We start from the raw sequence: 25050 nt of genomic DNA, 5'->3' as shown, positions 1-25050 counted from the left end.
TTCCCGGAAGCGGGCAGTCGGGATGCCCGCGACCGTCTTGCGGAACGTCTTGCCGCGCCGACCTCGGCCCATCGTCTCGCGGCCGGTGGCGCGGGCGTCGTCGAAGCCCAGGTTCTCGATCGCGATCCCGGCGCAGCGGTTTTCGCCGGCGATGCGGATCAGGTTGCTGATGGCGGCGCGCAGCCTGCCGTCCCGTTGTGAGGTTGGTCCGGTGAGGTCGAGGGGGACGGTGATGGGTTCGCCGGTCGGGTTGCCGTGCGGGTCGAGAACGTAGGCGGCGAGGTGGTCGGCGTTCAGGTCGACCCCCAGCAGGCGCCGGCCCCGTGCCCGGACCTCCTCCGGGGTCGGGAGGGGGTCGGCAGAGGTGGACCAGGAGGCGTCCAGGTACCACCTGTTGCGGTCGGGGTCGTGGACGATGTCGTACCGCACGGCCCGGTTCGCGCTCACACGGTCCAGCCACTCGTCGCGGCGGTGCGAAAACGCGACAGCGTGGGCGAGGCGGTACCGTCCCCGGGGCGCATTCGCGAGGTGACGCAGCGGCTCGGGCAGCACGAGGGTGACCTCGCCGGTTGCAGGGTCGACGGTGATGGTGTAGTTCCCGTGCGGGGCGCCGGACTCGCCGTCGGCGGTCAGGAACAGCCGGGCCGCTTCCCATCGGGTGCGCCACTGCTCGGGTGTGAGCTGGGCCGCCTCCAGGTTGTGCCGGGCCTTGAGCAGCCGACGGCCGCCGGCTGTGATCGAGGGCCGTCCGGCGTCGATGCGCTCCTGAACGGCCGCGAGGCGGGCGGTGAGCCGTTGGAGCCGGCACTGCTTCTGGAACCGCTCATCCTGGCCGGCGTAACCGCGGACCCCACCCTCACGCCTGCCACACGGCACCGCCAGACGGCTCTCGATCACGCGAATCGCCCTACGCAGACCGGCCCGCTCGTCACACAGGCAACGCAAGCCGAGCTGGTACTGGTCCTCGCTGACGCGGGTCATCGCCCCGGCCCACCGGGAGGAGGACACAGCAGTGAGCCGCTTCTTCCGGCCCGCCCGCCCATTGTCCTTCGCCGCGACCTGCCCGATCCCGACCCGCTCAGCCAGATCGGCCCGCTGATGGCTACCGAGATGGCGGCCGACCAGCCGCACCACCGCGGCCTCCTCAGCCGTGACACGCAGCCGATCCCGAATCCGCGCACCAGCGGGCACAGCCACGGTGAAAGGCGCAGCGATCGCCCGCAACTCCCCCCTCTTCGCGCTGCGCCCGCCCACGGTTGCGGCCCTCCCCTCAACAGCCCGTCAACCACCAACCCTCACACGCCCCACCGCCCGCCAGGTTCGATCGCTCGCCTCATCACCCATTCGGGGGACGCGATGACCTACCGTGGCCAACAACTCTCTTTGCCCCATTGCTTGACGGAACGTAACGCGTCGGAAGCGGTGAGTGTCATCGAGATTTCGGTGGACCGGGCTTGACCTTGACCACGGCACGGGCCTACCACCACACGAACTACCTGGCCAACCACGCGGCTACCGCCGAGGAGTGCCGTCAACACGCCACTGGGGCCTCCGCGATCTACCGGTCCGCCTTCGCGGCAGTGAACGGCTGGACCAGCAAACCGAGTTCGGCGGTGATGGCGGCGCGGAGGGCGTCGTGGGCGGGGCCGAGGGCGTGCTGGGGGTCCTGCCAGTTGGTGGGCGGGTAAAGCCAGACGGGCTTCTCCACCAAGTGCTCGGGCTCCCAGTCGAAGCGGGGCCAGATGTGGACGTGCAGGAACGGGTCCTTGTTGCCGAGGATCTCGATGTTGACCCGGCGGAAGGCCGGGTCCGCGGCACGGCAGGCCAGTTCGACGGCCTCGCCGAGACGGTCGAGGTCGGAGAGGTACGCGAGGCGACGCGGGCGGGGCAGGTCGGTGAGCCGTTCCACGCCCGGCGTGTCGGTCAGCAGAACCGAGTAGCCGGGCAGGAACTGGACATCCCCGATGACGGCGAAGCCGGCATCCAACTGCCGCAGCACGGTGGGGTTCTCACCGCGCAGTGCCGTGCCGATGCGGTCGGCCCGCCAGTCGGTCGTCACGAACCGAACTCGCCGTCACGGACGGCGGTGACGAAGGACTGCCAGGCCGCCGGGGCGAAGCGCAGACGCGGGCCTTCGGGGTCCTTGGAGTCGCGGACCGAACCGGGGCTGGCGTCGTCAACTTCGATGCAGTTGTCGTTGTTGCCGCCGCTGTAGCTGCTCTTACGCCACTGCTCTCGGTGCATTCGCGTGGTCCTCCGCCGCCGATTCGATCAGGGCCAGGGACGCCTCCGGCGACAACGCGGCGGCCCTGACCAGATCGTAGGACAGCGAGGACCGGGCGACCAGCGCCGGATCGTCCACCAGGCGGCCGGTGTTCGGCCCTTCGAAGTAGGCCGTCGGCGGCGCGTCTTCGAACGCCATGAGGCAGAGAGACCCGTTCATGAGCGGGTGACCGCCCGCGAAGAACGGGACCACTTGGATGATCACCCTGCGACCGCGAATGAGCTCGGCCAGATGTGCCAACTGGCCACACATCACGGAGCCCCCTCCGACCGGTCGCCGCAGGACTGCCTCGTCCAGAACTGCCCAGTACTGCAGGGTGCTCTTGTCGAGCAGTTCGGATCGGCTCACTCGGAGCGCGACCATCGGCTCGATCTCCGCAGGCTTCCGGAGCGGGTGGGTCGCCTCGAACAGGGCGCGCGCGTAGCCAGGCGTCTGCATCAGGCCGGGCACCAGAAGCGGCGAGAACTCGCTGATCGTCGCCGCAATCTCCTGAAGTTCGGCCGCATCAACGAAGTAGTCCTCGTAGCGCGAAGCCTTACGCACCATCTCGTAGATGCGCTGGAAGTGCCCGTCCGTCTTGAGCACCGTGTCCAGGTACTCCGACATGTCCTTCTGCGGATTGCGAATGGCCGCCTCGATCTGCCCGATGTAGCCGGCCGAGCAGAACACCAGCTTCCCCAGCGCCTCCTGGGTCAGCCCGGCCGCCTCGCGGAGCCGCTTCAGCTCCTCGCCGTAGAACCGGCGCGGCGCGTCCGTCGGGTCGAGAGCCTTCGCCATGAGTGCAACTCCCCTTCAACGAGACCGTTGTCGGGATCGACGATAAGCACTCATGGCGACGGAGTCGACACAAACAGTGACCTTGTAGGAATCAGATTCCGAGGCCGCGAATGACCAGGTCCACCAGCGCGAAGAAGAACAGCGAAACGCCGACGAAGCTGTTCGTCTGGAAGAACGCTCGGTTGAGCTTCGACAGGTCGTTCGGCTTCACGATGGTGTGCTCGTACACGAAAGCGCCCGCAACGATCACGACGCCGGTCCAGAACGCCACACCGGCGTCGGTGAGCACCGCGAACCAGCCCAGCAGAAGCGTCGTCAGGACGTGGCACACCCGCGCGCCCCAGATCGCCGCCGGCACGCCGAAGCGGGCCGGCGGCGAGCCGACGCCGTTCTCGCGGTCGGACTCGACGTCCTGGCAGGCGTAGATGAGGTCGAAGCCGCCGATCCAGATGCCGACCGCCACGCCCAGGACCACGGCCTCCCAGGACCAGCTGCCCGTCACCGCGAGCCAGGCGCCCACCGGGCCCATCGCCTGGGCGACACCCAGGATCGCCTGCGGGAAGTTGGTGAACCGCTTGCCGTACGGGTAGACCACCATCGGCACCACGGCGACCGGCGCCAGCGCCAGGCACAGCGGGTTCAGCATCGCCGCCGCGCCGAGGAACACCACCAGCGCCAGGGCCGAGCCGACGTACGCCGTCTTCAACGAGACGGCCCCGGTGACGAGTTCGCGCCCCGCCGTACGCGGGTTCCGGGCGTCGAGCTCGCGGTCGATGATCCGGTTGGCCGCCATGGCGAAGGTGCGCAGGCCGACCATGCACACCGTGACGACGAACAGCTCGCCCCAGTGCACCCGCTTGTCGGCGAGGAACATGGCCGTCAGCGCGGCGATGTAGGCGAAGGGCAGGGCGAAGACCGAGTGCTCGATCATCACCAGGCGAAGGAACGCCTTCGTGCGCCCCGGGGTCTCGACTGCGGCCGTGCTCACAGCCCGTACTCCTTCCAGCGGCGCGAAACCAGCGCGGCCGTCGCCGGGTCCGAGGAGACCATCTCCGGCCAGCCACCGTCCCGGGTGTAGCCCTCCTCGGGCAGCTTGCGGGTTGCGTCGATGCCCACCTTGCCGCCCCAGAACTGCTGGTAGGAGGCGTGGTCGAGGTGGTCGACCGGGCCCTCCACGACGGTGAGGTCCCGGCTGTAGTCGACGTTGCCGAAGGCCCGCCAGGCGACTTCCTGGTAGTCGTGCACGTCGCAGTCGGCGTCCACCACGATGATCAGCTTGGTCAGCGACATCATGTGGGCGCCCCAGATGGCGTGCATCGTCTTCTGGGCGTGCTTGGGGTACTTCTTGTCGATCGAGACGATCACACAGTTGTGGAAGCCACCGGCCTCGGGCAGGTCGTAGTCGACGATGTCCGGAATGATGATCTTCAGCAGTGGCAGGAAGAAGCGCTCGGTGAACTTGCCGAGCGGACCGTCCTCCGTCGGCGGCCGGCCGACCACGATCGACTGCAGGATCGGACGGCGGCGCATCGTCACGCAGTCGATCTTGAGCGCCGGGAAGGGCTCCTGCGGGGTGTAGAAGCCGGTGTGGTCGCCGAACGGGCCCTCGGGGAGCATCTCCCCGGGCTCCAGCCAGCCCTCCAGCACCACTTCGGCGTCGGCCGGGACCTGGAGCGGGACGGTCTTGCAGTCGACCATCCGCACCCGCTCGCCCGCGACGAAGCCGGCGAAGAGGTACTCGTCGATGTCCCCGGGCAGCGGGGCGGTGGCCGCGTAGGTGACGGCGGGCGGGCAGCCGAAGGCGATCGCGACCGGGAGGCGCTCACCGCGCTTGGCCGCCACGGCGGCGTGGTTGCGGCTGTCCTTGTGGATCTGCCAGTGCATCCCGATGGTCCGGCGGTCGTGCCGCTGGAGCCGGTAGAGGCCGAGGTTGCGGATGCCGGAGTCCGGGTCCTTGGTGTGGGTGAGGCCCAGGTTGAAGAAGGAGCCGCCGTCCAGCGGCCAGGTGAAGAGGGCGGGCAGCTCGTCCAGGTTGACGTCGTCGCCGGTGAGCACGACCTCCTGGACCGGGGCGTCACCGGACTTCACGTGCCGGGGCGGGACGTGCGCCATCGAGGCGAGCTTGCCGAAGGCGTCCCGGAAGCCGGTGAAGCCCTGCGGCAGCTCGGGCTTGAGCAGGCCGGCGATCTTCTCGGAGATGTCGTCCGGGCCCTTGAGGCCGAGCGCCTTCGCCAGTCGGCGTTCGGTACCGAAGACGTTCATCGCCAGCGGCATCGACGAGCCCTTGACGTTCTCGAACAACAGCGCCGGACCCTTGGCCTTCTGCACGCGATCGACGATCTCGCCGATCTCCAGGTGGGGGTCCACCTCCGCCTTGATGCGCTTGAGGTCGCCCTCGCGGTCGAGGGCCCGGAGGAACGAGCGGAGATCGTCGTATGCCATGCCTGTCAGTATCCGCCACCCGATAGCCTGGCTTGCGTCAAGGGCCCCGGGAAGGCGCCCACCACTACCGCCGTCGCCGGGGGGAGATCGCAGCCGTGCTGAGGATTCTTCTGACCATCGTCCTTCCGCTCGCGCTGTGGGTGTGGGCGTTCATCGACTGCCTGGTCACGCCCGAGGGCGAGGTGAAGCACCTGCCGAAGCCGATCTGGCTGATCATCGTGCTGCTCTTCCCGCCGCTGGGCCCGATCGCCTGGCTGGTGGCCGGCAAGCAGCGCGGGTTCCTGCGGACCGGCGCGCCCGGCGGCTACCCGGGGCAGCCGTCCGGCGCCGCGCGCCGCGGGCGTCCGCCGGCACCGGACGACGACCCGGAGTTCCTCGCCTCCCTGAAAAGCGCCCCCGGCGACTCCACAAGGGTCGACTCCCCGAAGGGCGACTCCTCGAAGGGCGACTCCTTGAAGGGGAGCGACAAGGAGCACGAGGACATGCTCAAGCAGTGGGAGGCCGATCTGCGCCGCCGCGAGGAGGAGCTGCGCGGCAAGGACGAGCCGGAGGACGGCCGAAAGAGCTGATCGGAGCGGTTGGAGCATTCGCTCGGACAGCCCACCCGGGGCCTCTCGGGTGGGCTTCGACGTTTTTGGCGCTTCCCTACGACTGCGGGCCCTCTAGCACGAGTCGGCCCCATCGGGACGCCGGACTTGAGCGGCGCTTGACCGGCGCACGAGATACCGCCCCTACATTGGTGAGAGATGGCCCTGACCTGCACTTTTCTTCATGCTCAGATCATCGGACCATCATCCGCCCGACAACTCCCAGTATTCGAACAGATACCGAGCGCTGAGACGTCGACCCGACCGCTTCTGTGCAGCCCTGACAGCTAAACGAACTCGACCTTGTACGGAATCGACGCCGAAACCAGCGCACGGCCCCTCGTACAGTCATAAGTGAAGAAAGTGATTCGCAGCTGGGGGCATAGCAGACGTCGGCTGTCGGACAGTTCCCTCACCCTTGGAGTGGTTCGAGATGACGGTTGTGCATGAGGCGCCGGTCGGTGACGAGGTCCCCGAGGTCCCGGCCGACGCCCGCGGGCGGGTCGCCGAGCTGCACGAGCTCCGCGAGAAGGTGCGGCGCGGCCCCAGCGAGAAGGCCACCGAGGCCCAGCACGCGAAGGGCAAGCTGACCGCCCGCGAGCGCATCGAGCTGCTGCTGGACGAGGGCTCCTTCCACGAGGTCGAGCCGCTGCGCCGGCACCGCGCCCAGGGCTTCGGCCTGGAGGCCAAGAAGCCGCACACCGACGGTGTGATCGTCGGCTGGGGCACCGTGCACGGGCGCACCGTGTTCACCTACGCACACGACTTCCGGATCTTCGGCGGCGCGCTGGGCGAGGCCCACGCGCAGAAGATCCACAAGATCATGGACATGGCCATCGCGGCCGGTGCCCCGCTGGTGTCGCTGAACGACGGCGCCGGCGCCCGCATCCAGGAGGGCGTCACCGCCCTGGCCGGCTACGGCGGCATCTTCCAGCGCAACACCAAGGCCTCGGGCGTCATCCCGCAGATCTCGGTGATGCTGGGCCCGTGCGCCGGTGGCGCCGCGTACTCCCCGGCGCTGACCGACTTCGTCTTCATGGTCCGCGAGACCTCGCAGATGTTCATCACCGGCCCGGACGTGGTCCAGGCGGTGACCGGCGAGAAGATCAGCCAGAACGGCCTGGGCGGCGCGGACGTGCACGCCGGGGTCTCGGGCGTGTCGCACTTCGTCTACGACGACGAGCAGTCCTGCATCGAGGAGGTCCGCTACCTCCTGTCGCTGCTGCCGCAGAACAACCGCGAGATGCCGCCGTCCGTCGCGACCGAGGACCCGGTCGAGCGGCGCAACGACAGCCTGCTGGACCTGGTGCCCGCCGACGGCAACCGGCCGTACGACATGCGCAAGGTGATCGAGGAGATCGTCGACCACGGCGAGTACCTGGAGATCCACGAGCGCTGGGCGACCAACGTGCTGTGCGTGCTGGCCCGGGTCGACGGCCACGTGACCGGCATCATCGCCAACCAGCCGCAGTCGCTGGCCGGCGTGCTGGACATCAACGCCAGCGAGAAGGCCGCGCGCTTCGTCCAGATGTGCGACGCCTTCAACATCCCGCTGCTCACCCTGCTGGACGTGCCCGGCTTCCTGCCCGGCGTCGACCAGGAGCACGGCGGCATCATCCGGCACGGCGCCAAGCTGCTGTACGCGTACTGCAACGCCACCGTGCCGCGCATCTCGCTGATCCTGCGCAAGGCCTACGGCGGCGCCTACATCGTCATGGACTCCCGCTCCATCGGTGCGGACCTGTCCTACGCCTGGCCGACCAACGAGATCGCGGTGATGGGTGCCGAGGGCGCCGCCAACGTCATCTTCCGCCGCGAGATCAACGGCGCCGAGGACCCGGACGCCATGCGCGCCCAGAAGATCAAGGAATACAAGAACGAGCTGATGCACCCGTACTACGCGGCCGAACGCGGCCTCGTGGACGACGTCATCGACCCGGCCGAGACCCGCCAGGTGATCGCCGCCGCCCTCGCGATGCTCCGCACCAAGCACGCCGACCTGCCCAGCCGCAAGCACGGCAACCCGCCGATGTAGCACCTGCACGACGTACCACCCGTACGACGCAGCACGCAGCAGGCCTTCCGAGCGACACCACACCACTTTCACCGGGGGAGAAACCAGAACATGACCGCTTCCGCCGAACCCCTCGTCCACATCGTCCGCGGCAGCCTCTCCGACGAGGAACTCGCCGCCCTCACCGCAGTGCTGATGGCCCGCGCGGCCGCCGCGCAGCAGGTCGCCGCCATCGCGCCGATCGAGCCGATCGCCAGCTGGCAGCGGCTGGAGCGCCGCCCGGCCTACTACTCGCCGGTCAGCTGGCAGCAGGCCGCCTGACGGTCCGGAGCCCTTCCGACGGCCGGTCACCCCACCCGGGTGGCCGGCCGTCGGGGCATGTCCGAGCCGTGCGCGAGGCCGTGCGCAAGCGGTAACCGCCCGGCCGGTCGGGTGCGAAGCGGCTCGGTAGGATACCTACTGGACGGTATGCGCCCGTCGCCCCGTCGGCCCCCATAGGATCGGCCGCTGCCGAGGTAGAGAACTTTCCAGGGAGGCTGCGATGGCCAGGCAGGCCCGCGCGCTGGCGACCCGCCAGGCGGTACTCCTCGCGGCCGCCGAGGTGTTCGACGAACGGGGCTACGCCGCCGCCACGATGTCCGAGATCCTGGACCGGGCCGGCGTCACCAAGGGCGCGCTGTACTTCCACTTCCACTCCAAGGAGGAGCTGGCGCTCGCCGTGATCGAGGGCCAGGGCGCCTGGATCGCCTCCTGGGAGCCCTCCTCGGACAACCCGGTGCAGACCCTGATCGACCTCGGGTACGCCTTCGCGCACGCGCTCCAGGAGGATCCGCTGGTGCGCGGGAGCATCCGGCTGACGATCGAGCACGGCAGCTTCACCCAGCCGCAGATCGCCGCCTACCAGGGCTGGATGGACCTGGTCCGCGAGCTGCTGGAGCGCGCCCGGGACGCCGGGGACCTCCACCCGGGGGTCGACCTGGCGGCGGCCTCCGGGGTGATCACCGGGGCGGTCACCGGAATCCAGCTGAGCTCCCAGGTGCTGGCCGACCGACGGGACCTGATCCAGCGGATGGCCGACCTGTGGACACTGCTGTTGCCGGGGCTGGTGCAGCCGCACGCGCTCGCCCGGCTGAGCGTCGCCGAGCGCGCCTGAGCGTCGCCGGGGCCGGCCCGGCAGGGCCGAGCGAGCCCGAGTCCGGCGGATCAGACCCGGTAGCCCGGGCAGCGCTCCGCCGCCACCAGGGCGGGCAGCGCGGCCGTCCAGAGCCGGCGGACGGCCTCCGGGGTGGGCCGGCCGAGCTCCTCGGCGGCCAGCAGCACCTGGCCCGCCACCACCGAGCTGAGCAGTTCGGCGCAGGCCCGCCGGTCCACCCCCGGGCGCAGTTCGCCGGCCTGGGCGGCGCGGTCCAGCAGTCGGTGGACGACGGCGGTGAGGCTGCGCCAGGTGGCGTCGGCGGGCTGGGCGTCCGGGGCGCCGGCCGGGCGGCCGAGCCGGACGCCCGCCCGGACCACGACGTTCTCGCGCAGCAGTCGGGCCAGCTCGTGCGAGAGGTCGATCAGCCCCTGGACGGCGGGGCCCTCCGCACGCAGGGCGCGCAGCGCGGCCGAGCCGATCTCCCGCCCGGCGGCGGCCCGTACGCCGTCGGCCAGGGCCTGCTTGGAGACGAAGTGGAAGTAGAGGGCGCCCTTGCTCACCCCGGCCCGGCGGCTGATGTCGACGAGGCCGGCGGCCTCGAAGCCGACTCGGGCGAAGGCGTCCGCCGCGGCGAGCAGGACGGCCTGCCTGGTCCGCCCCGCGCGTTCCTGCTTGACCACTGGCCCCTCCGGACTCGGCCGGACGCGCTCCCCCGCCCCGTCCGGCTGCTGTCGGCGCGCCCTCGGTGGGGGCGGCGCCTCGCATGCGGACGACCTCGGCCGAAACCGCATGGTTGGTATCTAATCTAGCGCCCCTGTCGACCCCGCCGTCCAGCGGGGACCACACCCCGTCCAAGGTCTGCCCTCCCCGTTTCGGGCATTCCCGCAGCCCAGAGGCCGGGTAGCGTGATCGGGCCGGGCGTTGCGGCCGGGGTGACCCCGGCCACAGAACACAAACCGGGTGGTATGTATGTTTTGCTGTGGGGCGTCCGTAGCGGCCGCTCGACCGACACCCTGGAGCGGGGCCAGTCATGCCATTGATCGTAGAGCCGGACGCCGACGGCCCGTACGCCCACCCCGGCTCCGCCGCCCTCCCCAACCCGGGTTACGACTTCCACGACCGGACCGTCTCCCGGCACCTGGTGCACCGCGCCTCGGTGTCCGAGGTCTTCCTCACCGGCTGGCAGGCCACCGGCCCGTACGACTTCCTCCTCGGCGCCCAGTGGCCCCGGCTGCACGGCTTCTACCGGCTGCCCGGGGACCGCTACCACGACCCGGTGCTGGTGGCCGAGACCGTCCGGCAGGCCGGACTGCTGATCGGCCACGCCGGCTTCGGGGTGCCGCGCGGACACCACTTCGTCATGGAGGAGCTGGGCTACGCGCTCGACGAGGCGGGCCTGCCGGGCCTCGCCGTCACCGCCGGGCCGGCCTCGCTGATGCTGACCGTCGGCTGCGAGGACGTCCGGATGCGGCACGGCCGGCTGGCCTCGCTGCGGGTGCACGCCGAGATCACCCGGGACGGCCTGCGGATCGGCCACGGCTCCGGTCAGCTGCGGGTGATGACCCCTGCCTCGTACGAGCGGCTGCGCGGGCCCGGGCGGCAGGCCGTCATCCCGCCGCGGCCGCCGGAGCCCGCCGCGCCCGAACTCGTCGGCCGGGCCCAGCCTGCGGACGTGGTGCTCAGCCCGACCCTGCGGCCGGACACCTGGCTGCTGCGGGCCGACACCGGGCACCCGGTGCTGTTCGACCACCAGCTGGACCACGTCCCCGGGATGCTGGTGCTGGAGGCCGCCCGGCAGGCCGCCCAACGGCTGCACCATCCCGAGCCGGTGGTACCGGTCGAGCTGGTGACCTCCTTCGACCACTACATCGAGCTGGACCGGCCCTGCTTCGTCCGGGCGGTGCGCGAGCAGTCGCCGGACGGCCGGCGCACGCCCGTACTGGTCCGGCTGGTCCAGGACGGGCGGACGGCGGCCGAGTGCCGACTGCTCACCGAACCGGTCGACGGCCCGCGGGTGCCGGTCCGGCAGGACGCCTTCGACGGCCGCCCCGCCGGACCGGGCCTCGGCAGCACCCGGCTGCCGCTGGCGAGTTGACCAGGGCCTGCCCCTCGGGTCCTTGCCGGGCCCGCCGAAGCCCGACGGGCGGGCACTCCCCCGTTACGCCGCCACCAGCGCGGCCGGCCGCCGCCCGGCGTGCATCACGCTGAGGTTGGCCGCCAGCCGGACCGGGTCCTGGGCCAGCCAGAGCCGCAGCGCCGCGCCCAGTGCCGCGCTGGCCGACTCGATCCGGACGTCGGTGATCTGGGCGATCCGGGCCGCGCCGGGTACCAGCAGGTCGGCCAGGGCGGTCGGCAGCCAGACCGTCAGGGCGCACGGCGCGGGCGTGGCGATGGCGCTCAGCAGTCGGTAGGCGTCCCCCGGCGCGCTGAGCGTGGGGATGATGTCCAGCAGAGCGTCGGCCGCCACTTCGGAGACGTCGCTTCGGTGTCCCTGGGCGAGCCGGCGGAGCAGCAGTTGCTCGGCGGCGGTGATTCGGACGGTCAGCATGACCTCGTCGCACTCCATTGCGCGATTTCCTCCTCGTTCCTCCCCGTACCGGCACGGACGGCCGGCACGAACTACCCCTGTTGCACCTCGGCCCGGCTACCTCCTGCGGAAAGCCGGGCCGGTGGGTGGGTGCCCCCGGTCAGATCCCCGCGTAGGAGTGCTTGCCGGTGACGAAGATGTTCACGCCGTAGTAGTTGAAGAGCCAGCAGGCGAAGGCCGCCAGGGCCAGGTACGCGGCCTTGCGGCCCTTCCAGCCGGCCGTCGCACGGGCGTGCAGGTAGCAGGCGTAGGCGACCCAGGTGATGAACGACCAGGTCTCCTTCGGGTCCCACTCCCAGTACTTGCCCCAGGCCGCCTCGGCCCAGATCGCGCCCGCGATGATGGTGAACGTCCAGAGCGGGAAGACCAGGGCGTTGATCCGGTAGGACAGCTTGTCGAAGGTGGAGGCGGCGGGCAGCCGGCGCCAGATCGAGGGCGAGGTGCCCAGCGGGCCGGTGGTCAGGCCGGCCGCCATGCGCCGGTCGAAGGAGTCCTTGCCGAGGTACAGCAGCGTGGCGATGAACGCCGCGTAGAAGGCGCCGCCGCAGAAGATCGCGGTGGAGACGTGGATCGCCAGCCAGTACGAGTGCAGCGCCGGGACGAGCTGCTCGGAGTCGGTGTACAGCACCTGCGTCGCGATGCCGAGCGTCAGCAGCACCGCGACGGTGACCGGCAGGCCGAGCCAGCGGACGTTCTTCCTCGCGGCCAGCAGGACCAGGTACGCGGCCGTCATCGAGAAGGCGAAGGCGCAGGAGAACTCGTACATGTTGCCCCACGGCCAGCGGGACACCGACAGGCCGCGGGCGACGATGCCGCCGCCGTGCAGCAGCAGCGCCAGGACGGTCAGCGAGACCGCGATGCGGCCGGCCAGGTCGGCCTTCTCGCTGGTGCCGGCCGCGCCCGGACCGTCCACGTCCTCGTCGCCGCGACCGCCGGTGACAACGGTCGCGCCCTCGCCCGCCAGGACGGTGCGGGTGAGCGTGGTGGTGCCGCCCTTCGCCCCGGCCACGGTGACGGTCACCTGCTTGGCGGCCTTGGGCTCCGCGGCGGCGACGGTCTCGGCCAGGTTGCCCGACTGTTCCTTGGAGCGAACGGCGACCGCGCCCTTGCTACCGAACGTCCACTCGAACATGTGGGCGAACATGGCGATCGTGTAGACCGCCATCGCCGAATAGATCAGCTTGTTGGAGAGGTCGGCCAGCTGTGGGTCGACCCCCGAGGCGAGATGCACCGTCTACTCCTTGGAGTTCTGCTCGGCAGGGGCTGTGGGGTCTTCTGCTGCGTGATCTTCTGGTGCCCGGTCGTCTTCCCCGGGGGCGGATCCGCTCTCGTCCTCGGCCGCCGGGGTCTCCCCCTCGGCCACCGGGGCGTCGTCCTCGGATGCCGGGGCGTCGTCCTGGAGGTCGACCGCCAGTTCGGCCAGCTCCTCGGCGATCTTCGCCGACTCGCTGCGGCCCAGACCGGCCAGCTCCACCTGGGTGCCGCCGCCCGGCAGGGCCACCGCCCGCACCCAGATCCGGCGGCGCTGGATGAACAGCGAGCCGATCAGGCCGAGGATCGCCAGGACGGCGCCGGTCAGCGCGATCGCGTTGCCCGGGCGGTGCGAGACGTTGAAGCTCGCCCACTGCTTGTAGCCCTCGAAGGTGACGCTGCCGTAGCCGTCCGGCAGGGTCCAGCCCTGGCCGGGCTTGAGCCGGGCCTTGGCCAGCTGGTCGTCCTGCTTCATCTGGGTGAGGTTGCGGGTGTTCAGCTGGTAGATGTTCTGCGGCAGGCCGGAGTCGGTGCCGAGGTCGCCGGAGAAGGCGTTCAGCACCAGCTCGGGCTCGGCGTCGCCGGGGAACAGCGAGACCGGGCCGGTCCCCGCGAAGCTCACCGGCGCCGTCGGCAGGAAGAAGCCGGAGAAGCCCAGCTGGGTCTTGTTGCCGTCCGGCCCGATGCCGTAGTCGGAGACCTTCACGACACCGGTCGAGGTCAGGTTGGCGTCCTGCGGCAGGAACGGCACGACGTCGTGGTAGACCACGTCGCCCTTGCCGTTGCGGACGGTGATGACCGGGGCGTAGCCGTGGCCGATCAGGTAGACCTTGCTGCCGCCGATCTCCAGCGGGTGGTTGACCTCGATCGTGCCCTTCTTGAGCTTCGACTCGTCGCTGCCCTGGTAGTACTCCACGTTCGCGGTGAACTGCCGGGCGGCGCCGATCTGGTCACCCTGGTTCTGGAACTTCGAGGTGAAGTCGTCGAGCTTCAGGTAGAAGGGGTCGAGGTCCTGGTTGTTGTAGAACCGCGTGCCGGTGAAGTCGTCGAGCTGGGTGATGGTGTTGGAGTAACCCTGGCCCTCGACCATCAGCTTGCCGCCGGTGCCGGAGGCCAGGCTCGCCCAGGCGAAGCCGCCGAGCAGCGCGAACAGCGACAGGTGGAACAGCAGGTTGCCGACCTCGCGCAGGTAGCCCTTCTCGGCCGCCACCGCGCCGCCGGACAGGTTGGCCCGGAAGCCGCGCTTGCGCAGCAGCCGGTGGGCGGCGGCGTTCACCTTCTCGGCGTCCGCCTCGGTGCGCCAGGCCGCGTGGACCGGCATCCGGGTCAGGTTGCGCGGCGCGGCCGGCGGCTGGGACCGCAGCACGCCGACGAACTGCCAGGTGCGCGGGACGATGCAGCCGGCCAGCGAGATGAACAGCAGGATGTAGATCGCGGAGAACCAGACCGAGCTGTAGACGTCGAACAGCTGGAGCTTCTCGTAGATCGGCGCGACCGTGGTGTGCTGCGCCTTCCAGGTCTGCACCTTGAACTGGTTCTGGCCGTTCTGCGGGATCAGCGAGCCCGGGATGGCGGCCAGCGACAGCAGGAACAGCAGGATCAGGGCGACCCGCATCGAGGTCAGCTGGCGCCACATCCAGCGCGCCCAGCCGAACACCCCTATGCCGGTGGGTCCTTCGGACTCGACCGGCGCGGTGCTGAGCCGCTCGGCGGCGGTGTCGTCCGGCGCCGGGGGCAGCTCGGTCTCGGTCGTGGTCTTGCTCACGGTCAGATTCCGATCCGGAAGTCGGAGGTCCAGGACTGCAGTTCGCTCATCATCGAGTCCCAGATCCCGGTGACGAGCAGCACGCCGACCGCGACGAGCATGCCGCCGCCGATCCGCATGACGAGCGGGTAGTGCCGCTTGACCCACCCGAAGGCGCCCAGCGCCCGGCGGAACGCGATCGCGGCCAGGATGAACGGTACGCCGAGGCCCAGGCAGTAGAAGGTCGTCAGCAGCGCGCCGCGCTGGGCGTCGGCCTGGTTGAGGGCCAGGTTCTGCACCGCGGTCAGGGTCGGGCCCATGCAGGGGGTCCAGCCGACGCCGAAGACCACGCCCAGCATCGGGGCGCCGAGCAGGCCGACGGCGGGGCGGCGGTGCGAGCGCACCTCCAGCATGTTCAGGCCGGGGATCAGGCCCATGAAGGCCAGGCCCATCACGACGGTGAGCGAGCCCAGCACGATGCTGATCGGCCGCTTGTAGTCCTGCAGCTCCTGGCCGAAGAAGCCGAACAGCGCGCCGGTGGAGACGAAGACCGCGGTGAAGCCGAGGATGAACAGCACCACGCCGAGCAGCATCCGGCCGCGCTTCGAGCCGCGGGCGTCCGCGAGGTCGGCGGCGGAGAAGCCGGTCACGTACGACAGGTAGCCCGGCACCAGCGGCAGCACGCAGGGCGAGAAGAACGACAGCAGCCCGGCCGCGAGCGCGATCGGCGCCGCGACCAGCAGCGCCCCGCTCTGCATGGTCGTGGTGGTGTCGGCCAGCTGGAGTCCGGCCAGCCGCAGTGCCCCAGTCACTGCTTCTGCTCCGCGACCACCGGCTGGAGGATCGACTCCAGCGCGTCGTCGGTCGTACCGCCGACGGCGCGGGCGGCCAGCTTGCCGTCGCGGTCGACGATCAGGGTGGTCGGGATGGACTGCGGGTTGAGGCTGCCCTTGGGGAACTTGAGCAGCTGGGTCCCGGCCGGGTCGAAGATGCTCGGGAAGGTGACGCCCTGCTCCTGCTCGAAGCGGACGGCGTTGGTCCTGTCGGTGTCCCGGGTGTTGATGCCGAGGAACTGGACGCCCTGGTCCTTGTACTTCTCCGAGACGGCCTGCAGGTCCTTCGCCTCGCCGCGGCACGGCCCGCACCAGGAGCCCCAGACGTTCAGCACCACGACCTTGCCGCGGTAGTCGGAGAGCTTGGCCTGGTTGCCGTCCAGGGTCTCCCCGGTGATGTCCGGCGCGTCCCCGCGCTTGCCGGCGTCCGCCTTCGACAGGTTGGTGCCCTTGACGGTGACGAATCCCACCTGGCCTTCGCCACTGCTCGACGAGCCCGAGGAGGAGCAGCCGGTGAGGACGAGCGCAGCGGCGGCCACGGTGGCAGCGGCTGCGGCGACACGGGGACGGGGGCGCGCCATGGCAGACATGTGAAAAGTTTCGCATGGAGTTCCGGGCAGGTTCGCCGGGGTCCTGCCTTGCGCGCCGTACCCGCTCTGACCTGCAACGGAACCGGGCCACCCGGCGGTTGCCGGGTGGCCCGAAGTCATACTTACCCAGGGCTTACGCGCGCCTGAGCTTCCCCCGGTGTGCGGGAGGTGCCGCGGGCTCAGGCTCCGAAGCTCTTGCCCACCGGCTTGCCCTTGCCGCCCTTGCCGACCAGGTGCGCCGGCAGCAGGTCGCGGGCCGGCTCGCGGTAGCCGACCGAGACGATCCGGTCGCCCTCGAAGGTGAAGCTGGTCAGCGAGGCCAGCGAGCACTGCCGACGGCGCGGGTCGTGCCAGAGCCGACGGCGCTCCACGAAGGAGCGGACGATCCAGACCGGCAGCTGGTGGCTGACGCAGACCGCCTCGTGCCCGCGGGCGGCGTCCCGGGCCGCGCCGAGCGCGCCCATCATCCGCACCACCTGGTCGAGGTACGGCTCGCCCCAGGAGGGCTTGAACGGGTTGGTGAGGTACTTCCAGTAACCGGGGTTGCGCAGCGAGCCGTCGCCGACGCCGAAGGTCTTGCCCTCGAAGACGTTCTCCGCCTCGATCAGCCGCTCGTCCACCGCGACGTCCAGACCGTGCGACTTGGCGATCGGCGCGGCGGTCTCCTGGGCGCGCTCCAGCGGGGAGGCCACCACGTGGGTGATGTCCCGGCCGGCCAGGTCCTCGGCGACCCGCTCGGCCATCTCCCGGCCCAGCTCGGACAGGTGGTAGCCGGGCAGCCGCCCGTACAGGACGCCCTCCGGGTTGTGCACCTCGCCGTGGCGCATCAGGTGGACGACGGTGATCTCTTTGGCGCTCACTTCTCAACTGCTCCTGGGGCTCGGGGTGGGCTGGGCCGTGGCGGCGGCAGCGGCGCGCGCGGCGGCCGGCAGGGCGGCGGCGATCCGCTCGATCGCCCGCGCGTCGTGGGTCGCCGAGACGAACCAGGACTCGAAGGCGGACGGCGGCAGGTAGACGCCCTCGGCCAGCATCGCGTGGAAGAAGGCGGTGAAACGGTACGCCTCCTGGGTCCGGGCCTCGTCGTAGTTGGTGACCGGGGCCTCGGTGAAGAACACCGAGAACATGTTCCCGGCGGTCTGCAGACGGTGCGCCACGCCCTCCTTGGTGAGCGCCTCGGAGACCAGGCCGGAGACCTCGGCGGCGACCTTGTCCACCGTCGCGTACACCTCGTCGGTGCAGCCGCGCAGCTGGGCCAGGCCCGCCGCGGTGGCGACCGGGTTCCCGGACAGGGTGCCCGCCTGGTAGACCGGGCCGGCCGGGGCCAGGTGCGCCATCACGTCGGCGCGACCGCCGAAGGCCGCGGCGGGGAAGCCGCCGCCCATGACCTTGCCGAAGGTCAGCAGGTCCGGCGCCCAGCCCTCGTTCGCCGCCTCCAGGCCGTACCAGCCGGCCTTGGAGACGCGGAAGCCGGTCATCACCTCGTCGGAGACGAACAGCGCGCCGTTGTCCCGGCAGAGCCGGGCCAGGCCCGCGTTGAAGCCGGGCAGCGGCGGGACGACGCCCATGTTGCCGGGCGAGGCCTCGGTGATCACACAGGCGATCTCGCCCGGGTGGGCGGCGAAGGCCTGCTCGACGGCGGCCAGGTCGTTGTACGGCAGCACGATGGTGTCGCCGGCCTGGGCACCGGTGACACCCGGGGTGTCCGGCAGGCCGAAGGTGGCCACACCGGAACCGGCGGCGGCCAGCAGCGCGTCCACGTGACCGTGGTAGCAGCCGGCGAACTTGACCACCTTCGCCCGGCCGGTGAAGCCGCGGGCGAGCCGGATCGCGGACATGGTGGCCTCGGTGCCGGAGGAGACCAGCCGGACCTGCTCGACCGGGGCGACCCGGGAGACGATCTCCTCGGCCAGCTCCACCTCGCCCTGGCCGGGCGTGCCGAAGGAGGTGCCGTTGGCGACCGCCCGCTGGACGGCGTCGATCACGGCGGGGTTCGCGTGGCCGAGGATCATCGGACCCCACGAGCACACCAGGTCGACGTACTCACGGCCGTCGGCGTCGGTGAGGTAGGGGCCGGTGCCGGACACCATGAAGCGCGGCGTGCCGCCGACCGCGCGGAAGGCGCGCACCGGGGAGTTGACGCCGCCGGGCGTGACCACGGAGGCGCGATCGAAGAGCGACTGGGACTGGGGGGCTTCGTAGGGGTAGCTCACGGGAGACATGGTCTCAAATCGTGTCCTTGAGCTCTGCATGTCCGGCCCGATCATCTGGAACGATGATCCGGGCACCATTGTCTGTACGGTTGTCCGTGACGGGTTGTCCGTGACGGATTGTCCGTACGGACGGGGCCGCTGGCTGCCCCGGAGCACGGACCAGTCAGACTGTGCACACAGAGTGCGCGAGCGCTCCGGCTGTGCGCAGGGGTGTGGAGAGGACTGCTGTCTGCCGCGAGTGGGTAGGGCCCGCGAGTGGGTACGGCGGCGCATGACGGGTAAGGAGCACGTCCGGAGGGACGCCGGGCGTGCGGGGGTCTGTCGATTCCGGCGAATTCCGGTGAGGATGGTCCGAGTGTCCGAGGCGCAGGACGGCTACGACGAGGCCGCGGGGGGCTCCCGCAGGCCCGCCGAAGCCGCACGCGGGGGTACGGGAGCGGGTACGGGTCGTGGTCGCCGCGGCGGCGAGAGGCGGGGTGAGGGACGCGTGGGGGTGACGTACAAGTACTTCGGCGCACCGGACCGCGCCACCGCCGCCAGAGTCCCCACCGCCCTCGGCCCGGGCGGCCTCGGCCTGGACGCCGGCGAACTCGGTGCGCTGGGGCGGCTCGGCGACCTGATGGAGACCAGCGGCTCCCCCACCGGCCACCTCTCCACCAAGATCAAGCCGGAGACCATGAGCGCCATGGTCCTCACCGGAATCCAGGGCGTCCCGCTGCACCAGGTCCCGCCGCTGGAACTCGTCGTGCTCCACCCCGACTACGCCGTCGTCCAGCTCCCGCACAACGTGGTCGAACCGCTCCGCAAGGCCGACGTCACCGAGCTCGGCGCGGCCGCCTTCATCTGGTCCACCGTCCCGGACCGGCGCGGGCCGCGCGACGCCTTCGTGATCTACAGCATGCTGCACGAGTGGCAGGACTTCGCCAACCGGCTGCACGACGCCGGGCACCAGCTGTACTGCCTGGTCTGGCCGTAGCGCCGAGCCCCGACCCGCTGAACGCGGGCCGGGGCTCCGTCGACTGACGTTCCGTCAGACCTCACTTGCCTGCCGTCAGTTCCTGGCGGTCGGTCGGAGCACCACCGCCGCCAGCACCAGCGCCACCGCGAGCAGCCCGGCGGCCACCGCGAAGGCGAGCCGGAAGCCGCCGGTGAGCGCGTCCGGCGTGGAGTGCCCGGCGGCGAGCAGGGTGCCGGTGCGGCCGTCGGCGAGGGTGGTCAGCACCGCCACCCCGAGCGCGCCGCCGACCTGCTGGCTGGTGTTGAACAGGCCGGAGGCGGTCCCCGCGTCCTCCGGACCGGCGCCCGACATGCCGAGCACGGCGAGCGTCGAGAGCACCAGCCCGCCACCGCCGATCAGCAGCATGGTCGGCAGCAGGTGGGCGGCGTAGTCGGCGTCGGGCGGCAGCCGGGTCAGCAGGCCGAGCGCGACCACCAGCGCGGCCAGGCCCGCCAGCAGCACCGCGCGCTCACCGAACCGGGCGCTCAGCCGGGCCGAGAGCAGCAGCGACACCGCACCGATGGCGACCGCGGCCGGCAGCATGGCCAGACCGGTGGCGGCCGCGCCGTAACCGAGGACCTGCTGCATGTAGAGGGCGACCAGGATCTGGAAGGCGAACATCCCGGAGATGGTCAGGATCTGCACGGCGTTGGCCCCGGAGACGCTGCGGGAGCGGAACATCCGCAGCGGGAGCAGGGGCTGGGCGGCCCGGGCCTGGCGGAGCAGGAAGGCGGCCAGCAGGGCGAGCGAGAGCGCGCCGAGCCCCAGGGTGCGGGCGCAGGCCCAGCCGTGCGCGCCGGTGCCGACGATGGTGTAGATGCCGAGCATCAGGGCCGCGGTGATCAGCGCGGCGCCCAGCGCGTCGGCACCGGCCCGCAGGCCCGGGCCGCGCTCGGACTCCAGCACCCGGACGGCGAGCAGGGCGGCGGCGAGGCCGAGCGGCAGGTTGATCAGGAAGATCCAGTGCCAGCTGAGGGCCTGGGTGAGCACGCCGCCGAGGACCTGGCCGATCGAGGCGCCGGCCGCGCCGACGAAGCTGAACGCGCCGATCGCGCGGCCGCGTTCGCCCGGCTCGGGGAAGAGCGTGACGATCATCCCGAGGCTGACCGAGGAGGCCATCGCGCCGCCGACGCCCTGCAGGAAGCGGGCGGCGATCAGCATCCCCTGCCCGGTGGCGAGGGCGCAGAGCAGCGAGGCCGCGGTGAAGAGGGCGAGTCCGGCGACGAAGACCCGCTTGCGGCCGATCAGGTCGCCGAGCCGGCCGGCCAGCAGGAGCAGCCCGCCGAAGGCGATCAGGTAGGCGTTGACCGTCCAGGTGAGGTCGGCGGGCGAGAAGTGCAGGTCGTTCTGGATCGCGGGCAGCGCCACGGTGACGATCGAGCCGTCCAGGATGATCATCAACATCCCCGCGCAGAGCACCGCGAGGGCCAGTGCGCGGGAGCGGACGGGGGTCGCGGACGCCGCGTCGGGCGCGGCCGGGGCGTGCGTGGTCATGGCGGGTCTCCCGGTTCGTCGAGTACCGGGAAGGACGCTATCAGATTGTTTTGTTCGAGACTATCTATCTCGGGAGCAGATCCCGGGAGTGCGGTACCGGATCACTGCCCCCGGGGGCGGCGGGCGCGGCGAACGGTGCGGTCGCTCTCGACCGGCTCCGCGAGGTGCCCGTCCACCAGGCGGGTGAGGGCGGAGACGAAGGCGTCCTGTTCGGGCTGCGGCAGCGACTCCAGGAGTTCGCGGTGCACCCGGTCGGCGATCGCGGTGCCCTTCACCACGGCGCGGGCACCCTCCTCGGTGACCGAGATGATTCGGGCCCGGCGGTCGGTGGCGGACGGGCGGCGCTCGGCCAGGCCCGCCTTCTCCAGCTCGTCGACGGTGACCACCATGGTGGTCTTGTCCAGGTCCGCCAGCTCGGCCAGCTGGATCTGGGTGCGCTCGGCCTCCTGCGCGTGGAACAGCACGCAGTACGCGCGGGGCGTGATGCCGAGCTCGGTGAAGGCGGCCGCCATCCGGGTCGCCAGCACGTGGCTCGCGTGGTCCATCAAGCCGGAGATGTCGCGAATCTGGCGCACGGGCGGGGTCGTCGTCATACGTCCGAGATTAGCAACGGCCCGTCCGCTGCCGGATGATCCCGTTGCCAACCAACACCGGGTTTACGGGATACCCAACTCGAACAGCGCATACCCCGCGTACCAGCCCGCCGCGATGGCCGGCATCGCGAACAGGCCGATCAACGAGGGGGTCCGCACCCGGCGCAGCGCCACCGCCAGGCCGATGAACAGCGGGAAGGCGGGCAGCAGGTAGCGGGAGATGTTGCCGAAGATCTGGTTGCTGCTCAGCGCGGTGAAGATGGTCATCGCGGTGTACACCCACAGGACCAGCGGCGGGCGGACCCGCCAGAGCAGCACCAGCAGACCGGGCAGGGCGATCAGCAGGGCGATCGCGATCAGGTCCGGGACGGGGTTGGACTGCCAGAAGTCCCAGTGCCCGGTGATCACGTCCATGATCGTGCGGAGGGTGGAGGCGCCGAAGTCGAAGTAGCGGTTCCAGGCGCCGCGCTGGAGCTTGAAGTAGCCGCCCCAGTCGCCCATTCGCCAGCCGACCCAGGCCACGTAGCCGATCAGGCCCCACGGGGTGATCAGCATCGCGGTCAGCGGGCGGGCCACCCCGTCGGTACGGCGGATCAGCGCGACCAGCGCGGCGATCGACACGGCCGCTATCAGCGCCGCGGCGGTCGGCCGGTTCAGGCCCGCCACCAGTGCGAGCAGGCCGGCGGCCAGCCAGCGGCGGGTCATCACGCAGTAGCAGGCCCAGGCGGACAGCGCCACGAACAGCGAGTCCGAGTAGATCGCCCACTCCACGCCCGAGCCCGGGAACAGGCCCCAGATCACCGCGGCGATGACACCCGCCCGGAAACCGCCGAGCCGCTCGGCGATCGCGAAGATCCCGGCCGCGGCGACCAGCGAGGCGACCACCGAGACCACGATCCCGGAGCCGTACGGGCCGAGCCCGGTGACCGCGCCCACCAGCCGCATCAGCCAGGGGTAGAGCGGGAAGAAGGCGGCCGAGTTCTCGTAGTAGGTGGCCAGTGGCCAGCCGTGCAGCGGGATCAGCTGCGGGTCGTAGCCGTTCTCGGCGATCCGCTGGTACCAGACGCCGTCCCAGGTGCCCAGCACGTCCCACGCGTGGGCGCCGCCGCCGCGGCCGACCTGCTTCTTCAGGTAGTCCCCGGTGTGCTCCAGCAGCACCAGGAAGACGGTCAGGCCGATCGCCTTGACCACCGCGTACGCGCCCAGCGCGGGTGCGAAGCGGTCCACCAGCGCCCCGAACCGACCGGGCACCCGGCCCGCCCGCTCCTCGGTCCGCTCCTCGGCCGACGCCACCGGCGACTCGGGCTCGGTACTGGACGACTCGGTGCTCGATGCCGTGCTCATCTGGTCTGGGTACTCCCCGCCCCGCTCAAGGTGCGCGCGGCTCCGGCGCAACGATTTTCCCGTGAGCCTACGGCACGCCCCGCCGGGCCCGGCGCACCCGTAGCTCCCTTACCGGAGAACGGATCCGCCGCCGCCCTGGCGGGGCGGCGGCGGACCGGGCACGTGGCGCGTCAGCTGTGGACGTAGACGACGCCGAGCTTGGTGAGTTGCCAGAGCTGGGCCGAGGCGCCGGTCTCCTGGGCGAGTTCGACGTAGGGGTTGCCCTTGGCGTCGAGGTCGGCGCCGGTGGCGAGGACCTTGGTGGGGTCGGCGGAGTCGGCGATCTCGTAGGTGCCGTTGCCGGCCGGCTTGAAGATCCAGTGCTGGTTGGCGCCGCCGTTGCAGCCCCACTGCTGGATCCGGGTGCCGACGGCGGTGGAGGCGGCGTTGGCGTCCAGGCACATGCCGCGGTTGCCGCTGAAGTCCAGCTCGTAGCTGCCGGCGGCCTTGGCCTCCAGGACGAAGGACTGGTTCAGCCCGCCGGTAGCCGGGTAGCTGATGGCGGCCCGGCCGTTGGTGGAGTCGCCGTAGGTGCCGCCACCGGTGAGGTCGAGGGCGTTGCCGGTGGCCGCGTTGGTGAGCTGGTACCAGGAGCCGTCCTCGGGGACGTCGCCGAAGGGCTTGCCGGGGGTGAGCGGCTGAATGGACGTGGTGTTCTGCTGGTTGAGGGTGCAGTACGCCTCCGGCTGGTCGGGCTTGGCGAAGAACTGGCCGAGGCAGACGCCCTCACCGCGGTAGCCGGCCACCCGCAGGTGGTACGACTGGCGGACCATGTTCATGCACAGCCCGGGGATGCCGATCTGCGAGTCGCAGCCGTTGCGCGCCCACTCGGAGAGGTTGATGACGTCCCCGTTGCTGTACTCGTACGGCGAGCTGGTCCACTCCGCGCACACCTCGTGCCCGAAGGCGACCCGCCGCTGGTCCAAGTACCGTACGCCGGGCACCTGTTCGGCCGCCCCGCGGAGCGCGTCGCTGAACGTCGGCACCACCCAGTCGTGGCCCCAGGCGAGGTCCTCCGGGAAGGCCGGGCAGCCGTCGGCGATCTTGCCCAGGTAGTCGTTGCGCCGGATGTCCGGGGTGATCGGGTTGAAGTACGACTGGTAGACCAGTTGGTACGAGGAGTCGGCGTACCCTGCCTTGCGCATGGTCTGCCGGATGTTCTGCAGCGCGGCCACGACCTTGGGCTGGACCGCCTTGGCCCGCCGGCGGATCTCGTCGCTGCCGATGGTGTCCCGGCAGCCCTGGTCCTTGGGGATCGGGAAGTACTGCGCGAGGCAGTGCATCATGATGCCGCTGAAGTCGAAGTCGTCGTTGGCGCCGATCGTGACGACGACCAGCTTGACGTCGTACTTGCCCGCCACGTCGGCGAGTTTGACGTCCTGCTTGGGCTCGCCGAAGTCGCCGAAGCCCGGGCCGGTGATCTTGGCCAGTTCGGGGTCGCTCACCAGGTCACCGGTCTGGGCGCCGGAGCAGGCGAGGTCGATCGGGGTGACCCCGGGGATGTCGGTGGTGAAGATCTCCGACTGGGGATGGCGGTGGCAGTAGTTGGTGGGGCTGTCGGTCTCCGGGAAGTAGCCGTCGTTGGTGTCGGTGCCGGCGCCCTCCCCGGAGATGGCGCTGTCGCCGAGGGCGACGATCGCGGCCGGGCGGACGGCGTCGGGCGCCGGGGCCGGGGTGGTGTCGGCGAGGGCGGCGGGGGCGCCGGCCAGGCCGAGGGCGGCGACGAGGACGCCGGTGGCGAGCAGCGCCGCGGACCGGGATGCGCCCGTTCGCGTTCGCCGCGCCGCTGGGATGCGGAACCTGATCACACGCGACTCCTTGCGGGGGGTGGGGGGGACCGCCCGGCCGGGGCGCCGAGCGGCGCGGAGCAAGAGAGGTGCAGGAAAGGTGAGCAGGTCTCACATTCTAGGTACTGACAAGTAGTACAACAAGGCTTGTGACACCACCGCGAATTGACGCGGCGAGAGCCGTGACAGCCGCACGGACAGGAAAAGAGCCGCCGTTGCGCGCCCCCCGGGGGGAGCGCGGGACCGGGGCGCAGCCCCCCCCCACCCGGGGGGGGGTGAGCCCCCCGCGGGGCCCGGTTTTGCGCCCGCCGGGGGGCTGCGGCCCCCACCCGTGCTGGGGGT

The 25050-nt window shown here is 71.0% G+C and carries 23 protein-coding genes and 1 pseudogene; 6 read left to right on the top strand and 18 right to left on the bottom strand.

The features are described 5' to 3' along the window. Window positions 1-543: 543 nt before the first annotated feature. The 6 genes and pseudogenes from ACGF12_RS23015 to ACGF12_RS22990 all read right to left on the bottom strand — a co-directional run. A pseudogene (locus ACGF12_RS23015) lies at window positions 544-672 on the bottom strand (transposase); the annotation flags it as partial. 886 nt (window positions 673-1558) lie between these two features. Further along, complete coding sequence (locus ACGF12_RS23010) at window positions 1559-2059, bottom strand: diadenosine tetraphosphate hydrolase (RefSeq protein WP_393033076.1); 501 nt, start codon at window positions 2057-2059, stop codon at window positions 1559-1561. Next, the gene (locus ACGF12_RS23005) at window positions 2056-2244 is read right to left on the bottom strand and encodes a DUF397 domain-containing protein (protein WP_393033073.1); all 189 of its coding nucleotides are present in this window, start codon (window positions 2242-2244) and stop codon (window positions 2056-2058) included. Before ACGF12_RS23005 ends, ACGF12_RS23010 begins: the two co-directional genes overlap by 4 nt. After that, window positions 2222-3061, bottom strand: a complete 840-nt coding sequence (locus ACGF12_RS23000) for a Scr1 family TA system antitoxin-like transcriptional regulator (RefSeq protein WP_393033070.1) — start codon at window positions 3059-3061, stop codon at window positions 2222-2224. Before ACGF12_RS23000 ends, ACGF12_RS23005 begins: the two co-directional genes overlap by 23 nt. Window positions 3062-3152: 91 nt before the next feature. Beyond that, a complete protein-coding gene (gene mqnP / locus ACGF12_RS22995; RefSeq protein ID WP_393033067.1) occupies window positions 3153-4049 on the bottom strand; it encodes a menaquinone biosynthesis prenyltransferase MqnP in 897 nt (298 codons plus the stop codon). Further along, window positions 4046-5503: a menaquinone biosynthesis decarboxylase gene (locus ACGF12_RS22990; RefSeq protein WP_393033064.1), complete on the bottom strand. Its 1458-nt coding sequence runs from the start codon at window positions 5501-5503 to the stop codon at window positions 4046-4048. Before ACGF12_RS22990 ends, mqnP begins: the two co-directional genes overlap by 4 nt. A gap of 95 nt (window positions 5504-5598) precedes the next feature. On the opposite strand from ACGF12_RS22990, the gene ACGF12_RS22985 reads away from it, so the two are divergent. The 4 genes from ACGF12_RS22985 to ACGF12_RS22970 all read left to right on the top strand — a co-directional run bounded on the left by ACGF12_RS22985 (window position 5599) and on the right by ACGF12_RS22970 (window position 9257). Then, window positions 5599-6072, top strand: a complete 474-nt coding sequence (locus tag ACGF12_RS22985) for a PLD nuclease N-terminal domain-containing protein (protein WP_393033061.1) — start codon at window positions 5599-5601, stop codon at window positions 6070-6072. Window positions 6073-6523: 451 nt separating this feature from the next. Further along, window positions 6524-8125, top strand: a complete 1602-nt coding sequence (locus tag ACGF12_RS22980; protein WP_393033058.1) for an acyl-CoA carboxylase subunit beta — start codon at window positions 6524-6526, stop codon at window positions 8123-8125. 90 nt (window positions 8126-8215) lie between these two features. After that, the gene (locus tag ACGF12_RS22975) at window positions 8216-8425 is read left to right on the top strand and encodes an acyl-CoA carboxylase subunit epsilon (protein ID WP_393033055.1); all 210 of its coding nucleotides are present in this window, start codon (window positions 8216-8218) and stop codon (window positions 8423-8425) included. A 220-nt stretch (window positions 8426-8645) separates the two neighbouring features. After that, complete coding sequence (locus ACGF12_RS22970) at window positions 8646-9257, top strand: ScbR family autoregulator-binding transcription factor (RefSeq protein ID WP_393033052.1); 612 nt, start codon at window positions 8646-8648, stop codon at window positions 9255-9257. A gap of 50 nt (window positions 9258-9307) precedes the next feature. Here the strand turns inward: ACGF12_RS22970 and ACGF12_RS22965 are convergent, their stop codons facing one another. Beyond that, window positions 9308-9919 (bottom strand): ScbR family autoregulator-binding transcription factor, encoded by a 612-nt coding sequence (locus tag ACGF12_RS22965; RefSeq protein ID WP_393033049.1) that lies wholly within the window; start codon window positions 9917-9919, stop codon window positions 9308-9310. A gap of 350 nt (window positions 9920-10269) precedes the next feature. Here ACGF12_RS22965 and ACGF12_RS22960 point away from each other — a divergent pair, with 350 nt between their 5' ends. After that, window positions 10270-11334 carry a ScbA/BarX family gamma-butyrolactone biosynthesis protein gene (locus tag ACGF12_RS22960; RefSeq protein WP_393033046.1) on the top strand — a complete coding sequence of 355 codons (1065 nt, stop codon included), beginning with the start codon at window positions 10270-10272 and terminating at the stop codon, window positions 11332-11334. A 63-nt stretch (window positions 11335-11397) separates the two neighbouring features. Here the strand turns inward: ACGF12_RS22960 and ACGF12_RS22955 are convergent, their stop codons facing one another. The 7 genes from ACGF12_RS22955 to hemL all read right to left on the bottom strand — a co-directional run bounded on the left by ACGF12_RS22955 (window position 11398) and on the right by hemL (window position 18463). After that, window positions 11398-11805: a hypothetical protein gene (locus tag ACGF12_RS22955; RefSeq protein ID WP_393033043.1), complete on the bottom strand. Its 408-nt coding sequence runs from the start codon at window positions 11803-11805 to the stop codon at window positions 11398-11400. 121 nt (window positions 11806-11926) lie between these two features. Then, on the bottom strand, window positions 11927-13057 hold the full coding sequence (gene ccsB / locus ACGF12_RS22950) for a c-type cytochrome biogenesis protein CcsB (RefSeq protein ID WP_393033040.1): 1131 nt from the start codon (window positions 13055-13057) through the stop codon (window positions 11927-11929). Between the two features lie 3 nt (window positions 13058-13060). Next, window positions 13061-14848, bottom strand: a complete 1788-nt coding sequence (locus tag ACGF12_RS22945) for a cytochrome c biogenesis protein ResB (RefSeq protein ID WP_393033191.1) — start codon at window positions 14846-14848, stop codon at window positions 13061-13063. Continuing rightward, window positions 14845-15579 carry a cytochrome c biogenesis CcdA family protein gene (locus tag ACGF12_RS22940; protein ID WP_387626993.1) on the bottom strand — a complete coding sequence of 245 codons (735 nt, stop codon included), beginning with the start codon at window positions 15577-15579 and terminating at the stop codon, window positions 14845-14847. The genes ACGF12_RS22945 and ACGF12_RS22940 overlap by 4 nt, the downstream gene beginning before the upstream one ends. Window positions 15580-15629: 50 nt before the next feature. Further along, window positions 15630-16244, bottom strand: a complete 615-nt coding sequence (locus ACGF12_RS22935; RefSeq protein WP_393033037.1) for a TlpA family protein disulfide reductase — start codon at window positions 16242-16244, stop codon at window positions 15630-15632. A 179-nt stretch (window positions 16245-16423) separates the two neighbouring features. Further along, window positions 16424-17071: a histidine phosphatase family protein gene (locus ACGF12_RS22930; protein WP_393033187.1), complete on the bottom strand. Its 648-nt coding sequence runs from the start codon at window positions 17069-17071 to the stop codon at window positions 16424-16426. A gap of 36 nt (window positions 17072-17107) precedes the next feature. Continuing rightward, window positions 17108-18463, bottom strand: a complete 1356-nt coding sequence (hemL, locus tag ACGF12_RS22925) for a glutamate-1-semialdehyde 2,1-aminomutase (RefSeq protein ID WP_393033034.1) — start codon at window positions 18461-18463, stop codon at window positions 17108-17110. Between the two features lie 484 nt (window positions 18464-18947). On the opposite strand from hemL, the gene ACGF12_RS22920 reads away from it, so the two are divergent. Further along, a complete protein-coding gene (locus ACGF12_RS22920) occupies window positions 18948-19430 on the top strand; it encodes a hypothetical protein (RefSeq protein WP_380608401.1) in 483 nt (160 codons plus the stop codon). A 75-nt stretch (window positions 19431-19505) separates the two neighbouring features. Here ACGF12_RS22920 and ACGF12_RS22915 read toward each other — a convergent pair whose 3' ends face one another. The 4 genes from ACGF12_RS22915 to ACGF12_RS22900 form a co-directional block, all read right to left on the bottom strand. Next, the gene (locus ACGF12_RS22915) at window positions 19506-20945 is read right to left on the bottom strand and encodes an MFS transporter (protein ID WP_393033031.1); all 1440 of its coding nucleotides are present in this window, start codon (window positions 20943-20945) and stop codon (window positions 19506-19508) included. Between the two features lie 101 nt (window positions 20946-21046). Further along, a complete protein-coding gene (locus tag ACGF12_RS22910; protein ID WP_387626987.1) occupies window positions 21047-21538 on the bottom strand; it encodes a MarR family winged helix-turn-helix transcriptional regulator in 492 nt (163 codons plus the stop codon). A gap of 63 nt (window positions 21539-21601) precedes the next feature. Further along, window positions 21602-22882: a glycosyltransferase family 39 protein gene (locus ACGF12_RS22905; RefSeq protein WP_393033027.1), complete on the bottom strand. Its 1281-nt coding sequence runs from the start codon at window positions 22880-22882 to the stop codon at window positions 21602-21604. A 170-nt stretch (window positions 22883-23052) separates the two neighbouring features. After that, window positions 23053-24729: an RICIN domain-containing protein gene (locus ACGF12_RS22900; protein ID WP_393033024.1), complete on the bottom strand. Its 1677-nt coding sequence runs from the start codon at window positions 24727-24729 to the stop codon at window positions 23053-23055. Between the last annotated feature and the right edge of the window lie 321 nt (window positions 24730-25050).

Origin of the sequence: Kitasatospora sp. NPDC048296, from assembly GCF_043201815.1 — a bacterium.
Lineage (GTDB): Bacteria > Actinomycetota > Actinomycetes > Streptomycetales > Streptomycetaceae > Kitasatospora.
The sequence above is the reverse complement of the archived record's forward strand: the minus strand, read 5'-3'. Positions and strand labels throughout refer to the sequence as shown.

Bases quoted from the DNA above. Each gene is read 5' to 3' on its own strand.
- ACGF12_RS23005 (WP_393033073.1), bottom strand. From the start codon at position 2,244: ATGCACCGAGAGCAGTGGCGTAAGAGCAGCTACAGCGGCGGCAACAAC.
- ACGF12_RS23000 (WP_393033070.1), bottom strand. From the start codon at position 3,061: ATGGCGAAGGCTCTCGACCCGACGGACGCGCCGCGCCGGTTCTACGGC.
- ACGF12_RS22990 (WP_393033064.1), bottom strand. From the start codon at position 5,503: ATGGCATACGACGATCTCCGCTCGTTCCTCCGGGCCCTCGACCGCGAG.
- ACGF12_RS22980 (WP_393033058.1), top strand. From the start codon at position 6,524: ATGACGGTTGTGCATGAGGCGCCGGTCGGTGACGAGGTCCCCGAGGTC.
- ACGF12_RS22975 (WP_393033055.1), top strand. From the start codon at position 8,216: ATGACCGCTTCCGCCGAACCCCTCGTCCACATCGTCCGCGGCAGCCTC.
- ACGF12_RS22970 (WP_393033052.1), top strand. From the start codon at position 8,646: ATGGCCAGGCAGGCCCGCGCGCTGGCGACCCGCCAGGCGGTACTCCTC.
- ACGF12_RS22960 (WP_393033046.1), top strand. From the start codon at position 10,270: ATGCCATTGATCGTAGAGCCGGACGCCGACGGCCCGTACGCCCACCCC.
- ACGF12_RS22955 (WP_393033043.1), bottom strand. From the start codon at position 11,805: ATGGAGTGCGACGAGGTCATGCTGACCGTCCGAATCACCGCCGCCGAG.
- ACGF12_RS22940 (WP_387626993.1), bottom strand. From the start codon at position 15,579: ATGCAGAGCGGGGCGCTGCTGGTCGCGGCGCCGATCGCGCTCGCGGCC.
- ACGF12_RS22935 (WP_393033037.1), bottom strand. From the start codon at position 16,244: ATGTCTGCCATGGCGCGCCCCCGTCCCCGTGTCGCCGCAGCCGCTGCC.
- ACGF12_RS22930 (WP_393033187.1), bottom strand. From the start codon at position 17,071: ATGCGCCACGGCGAGGTGCACAACCCGGAGGGCGTCCTGTACGGGCGG.
- hemL (WP_393033034.1), bottom strand. From the start codon at position 18,463: ATGTCTCCCGTGAGCTACCCCTACGAAGCCCCCCAGTCCCAGTCGCTC.
- ACGF12_RS22915 (WP_393033031.1), bottom strand. From the start codon at position 20,945: ATGACCACGCACGCCCCGGCCGCGCCCGACGCGGCGTCCGCGACCCCC.
- ACGF12_RS22910 (WP_387626987.1), bottom strand. From the start codon at position 21,538: ATGACGACGACCCCGCCCGTGCGCCAGATTCGCGACATCTCCGGCTTG.
- ACGF12_RS22905 (WP_393033027.1), bottom strand. From the start codon at position 22,882: ATGAGCACGGCATCGAGCACCGAGTCGTCCAGTACCGAGCCCGAGTCG.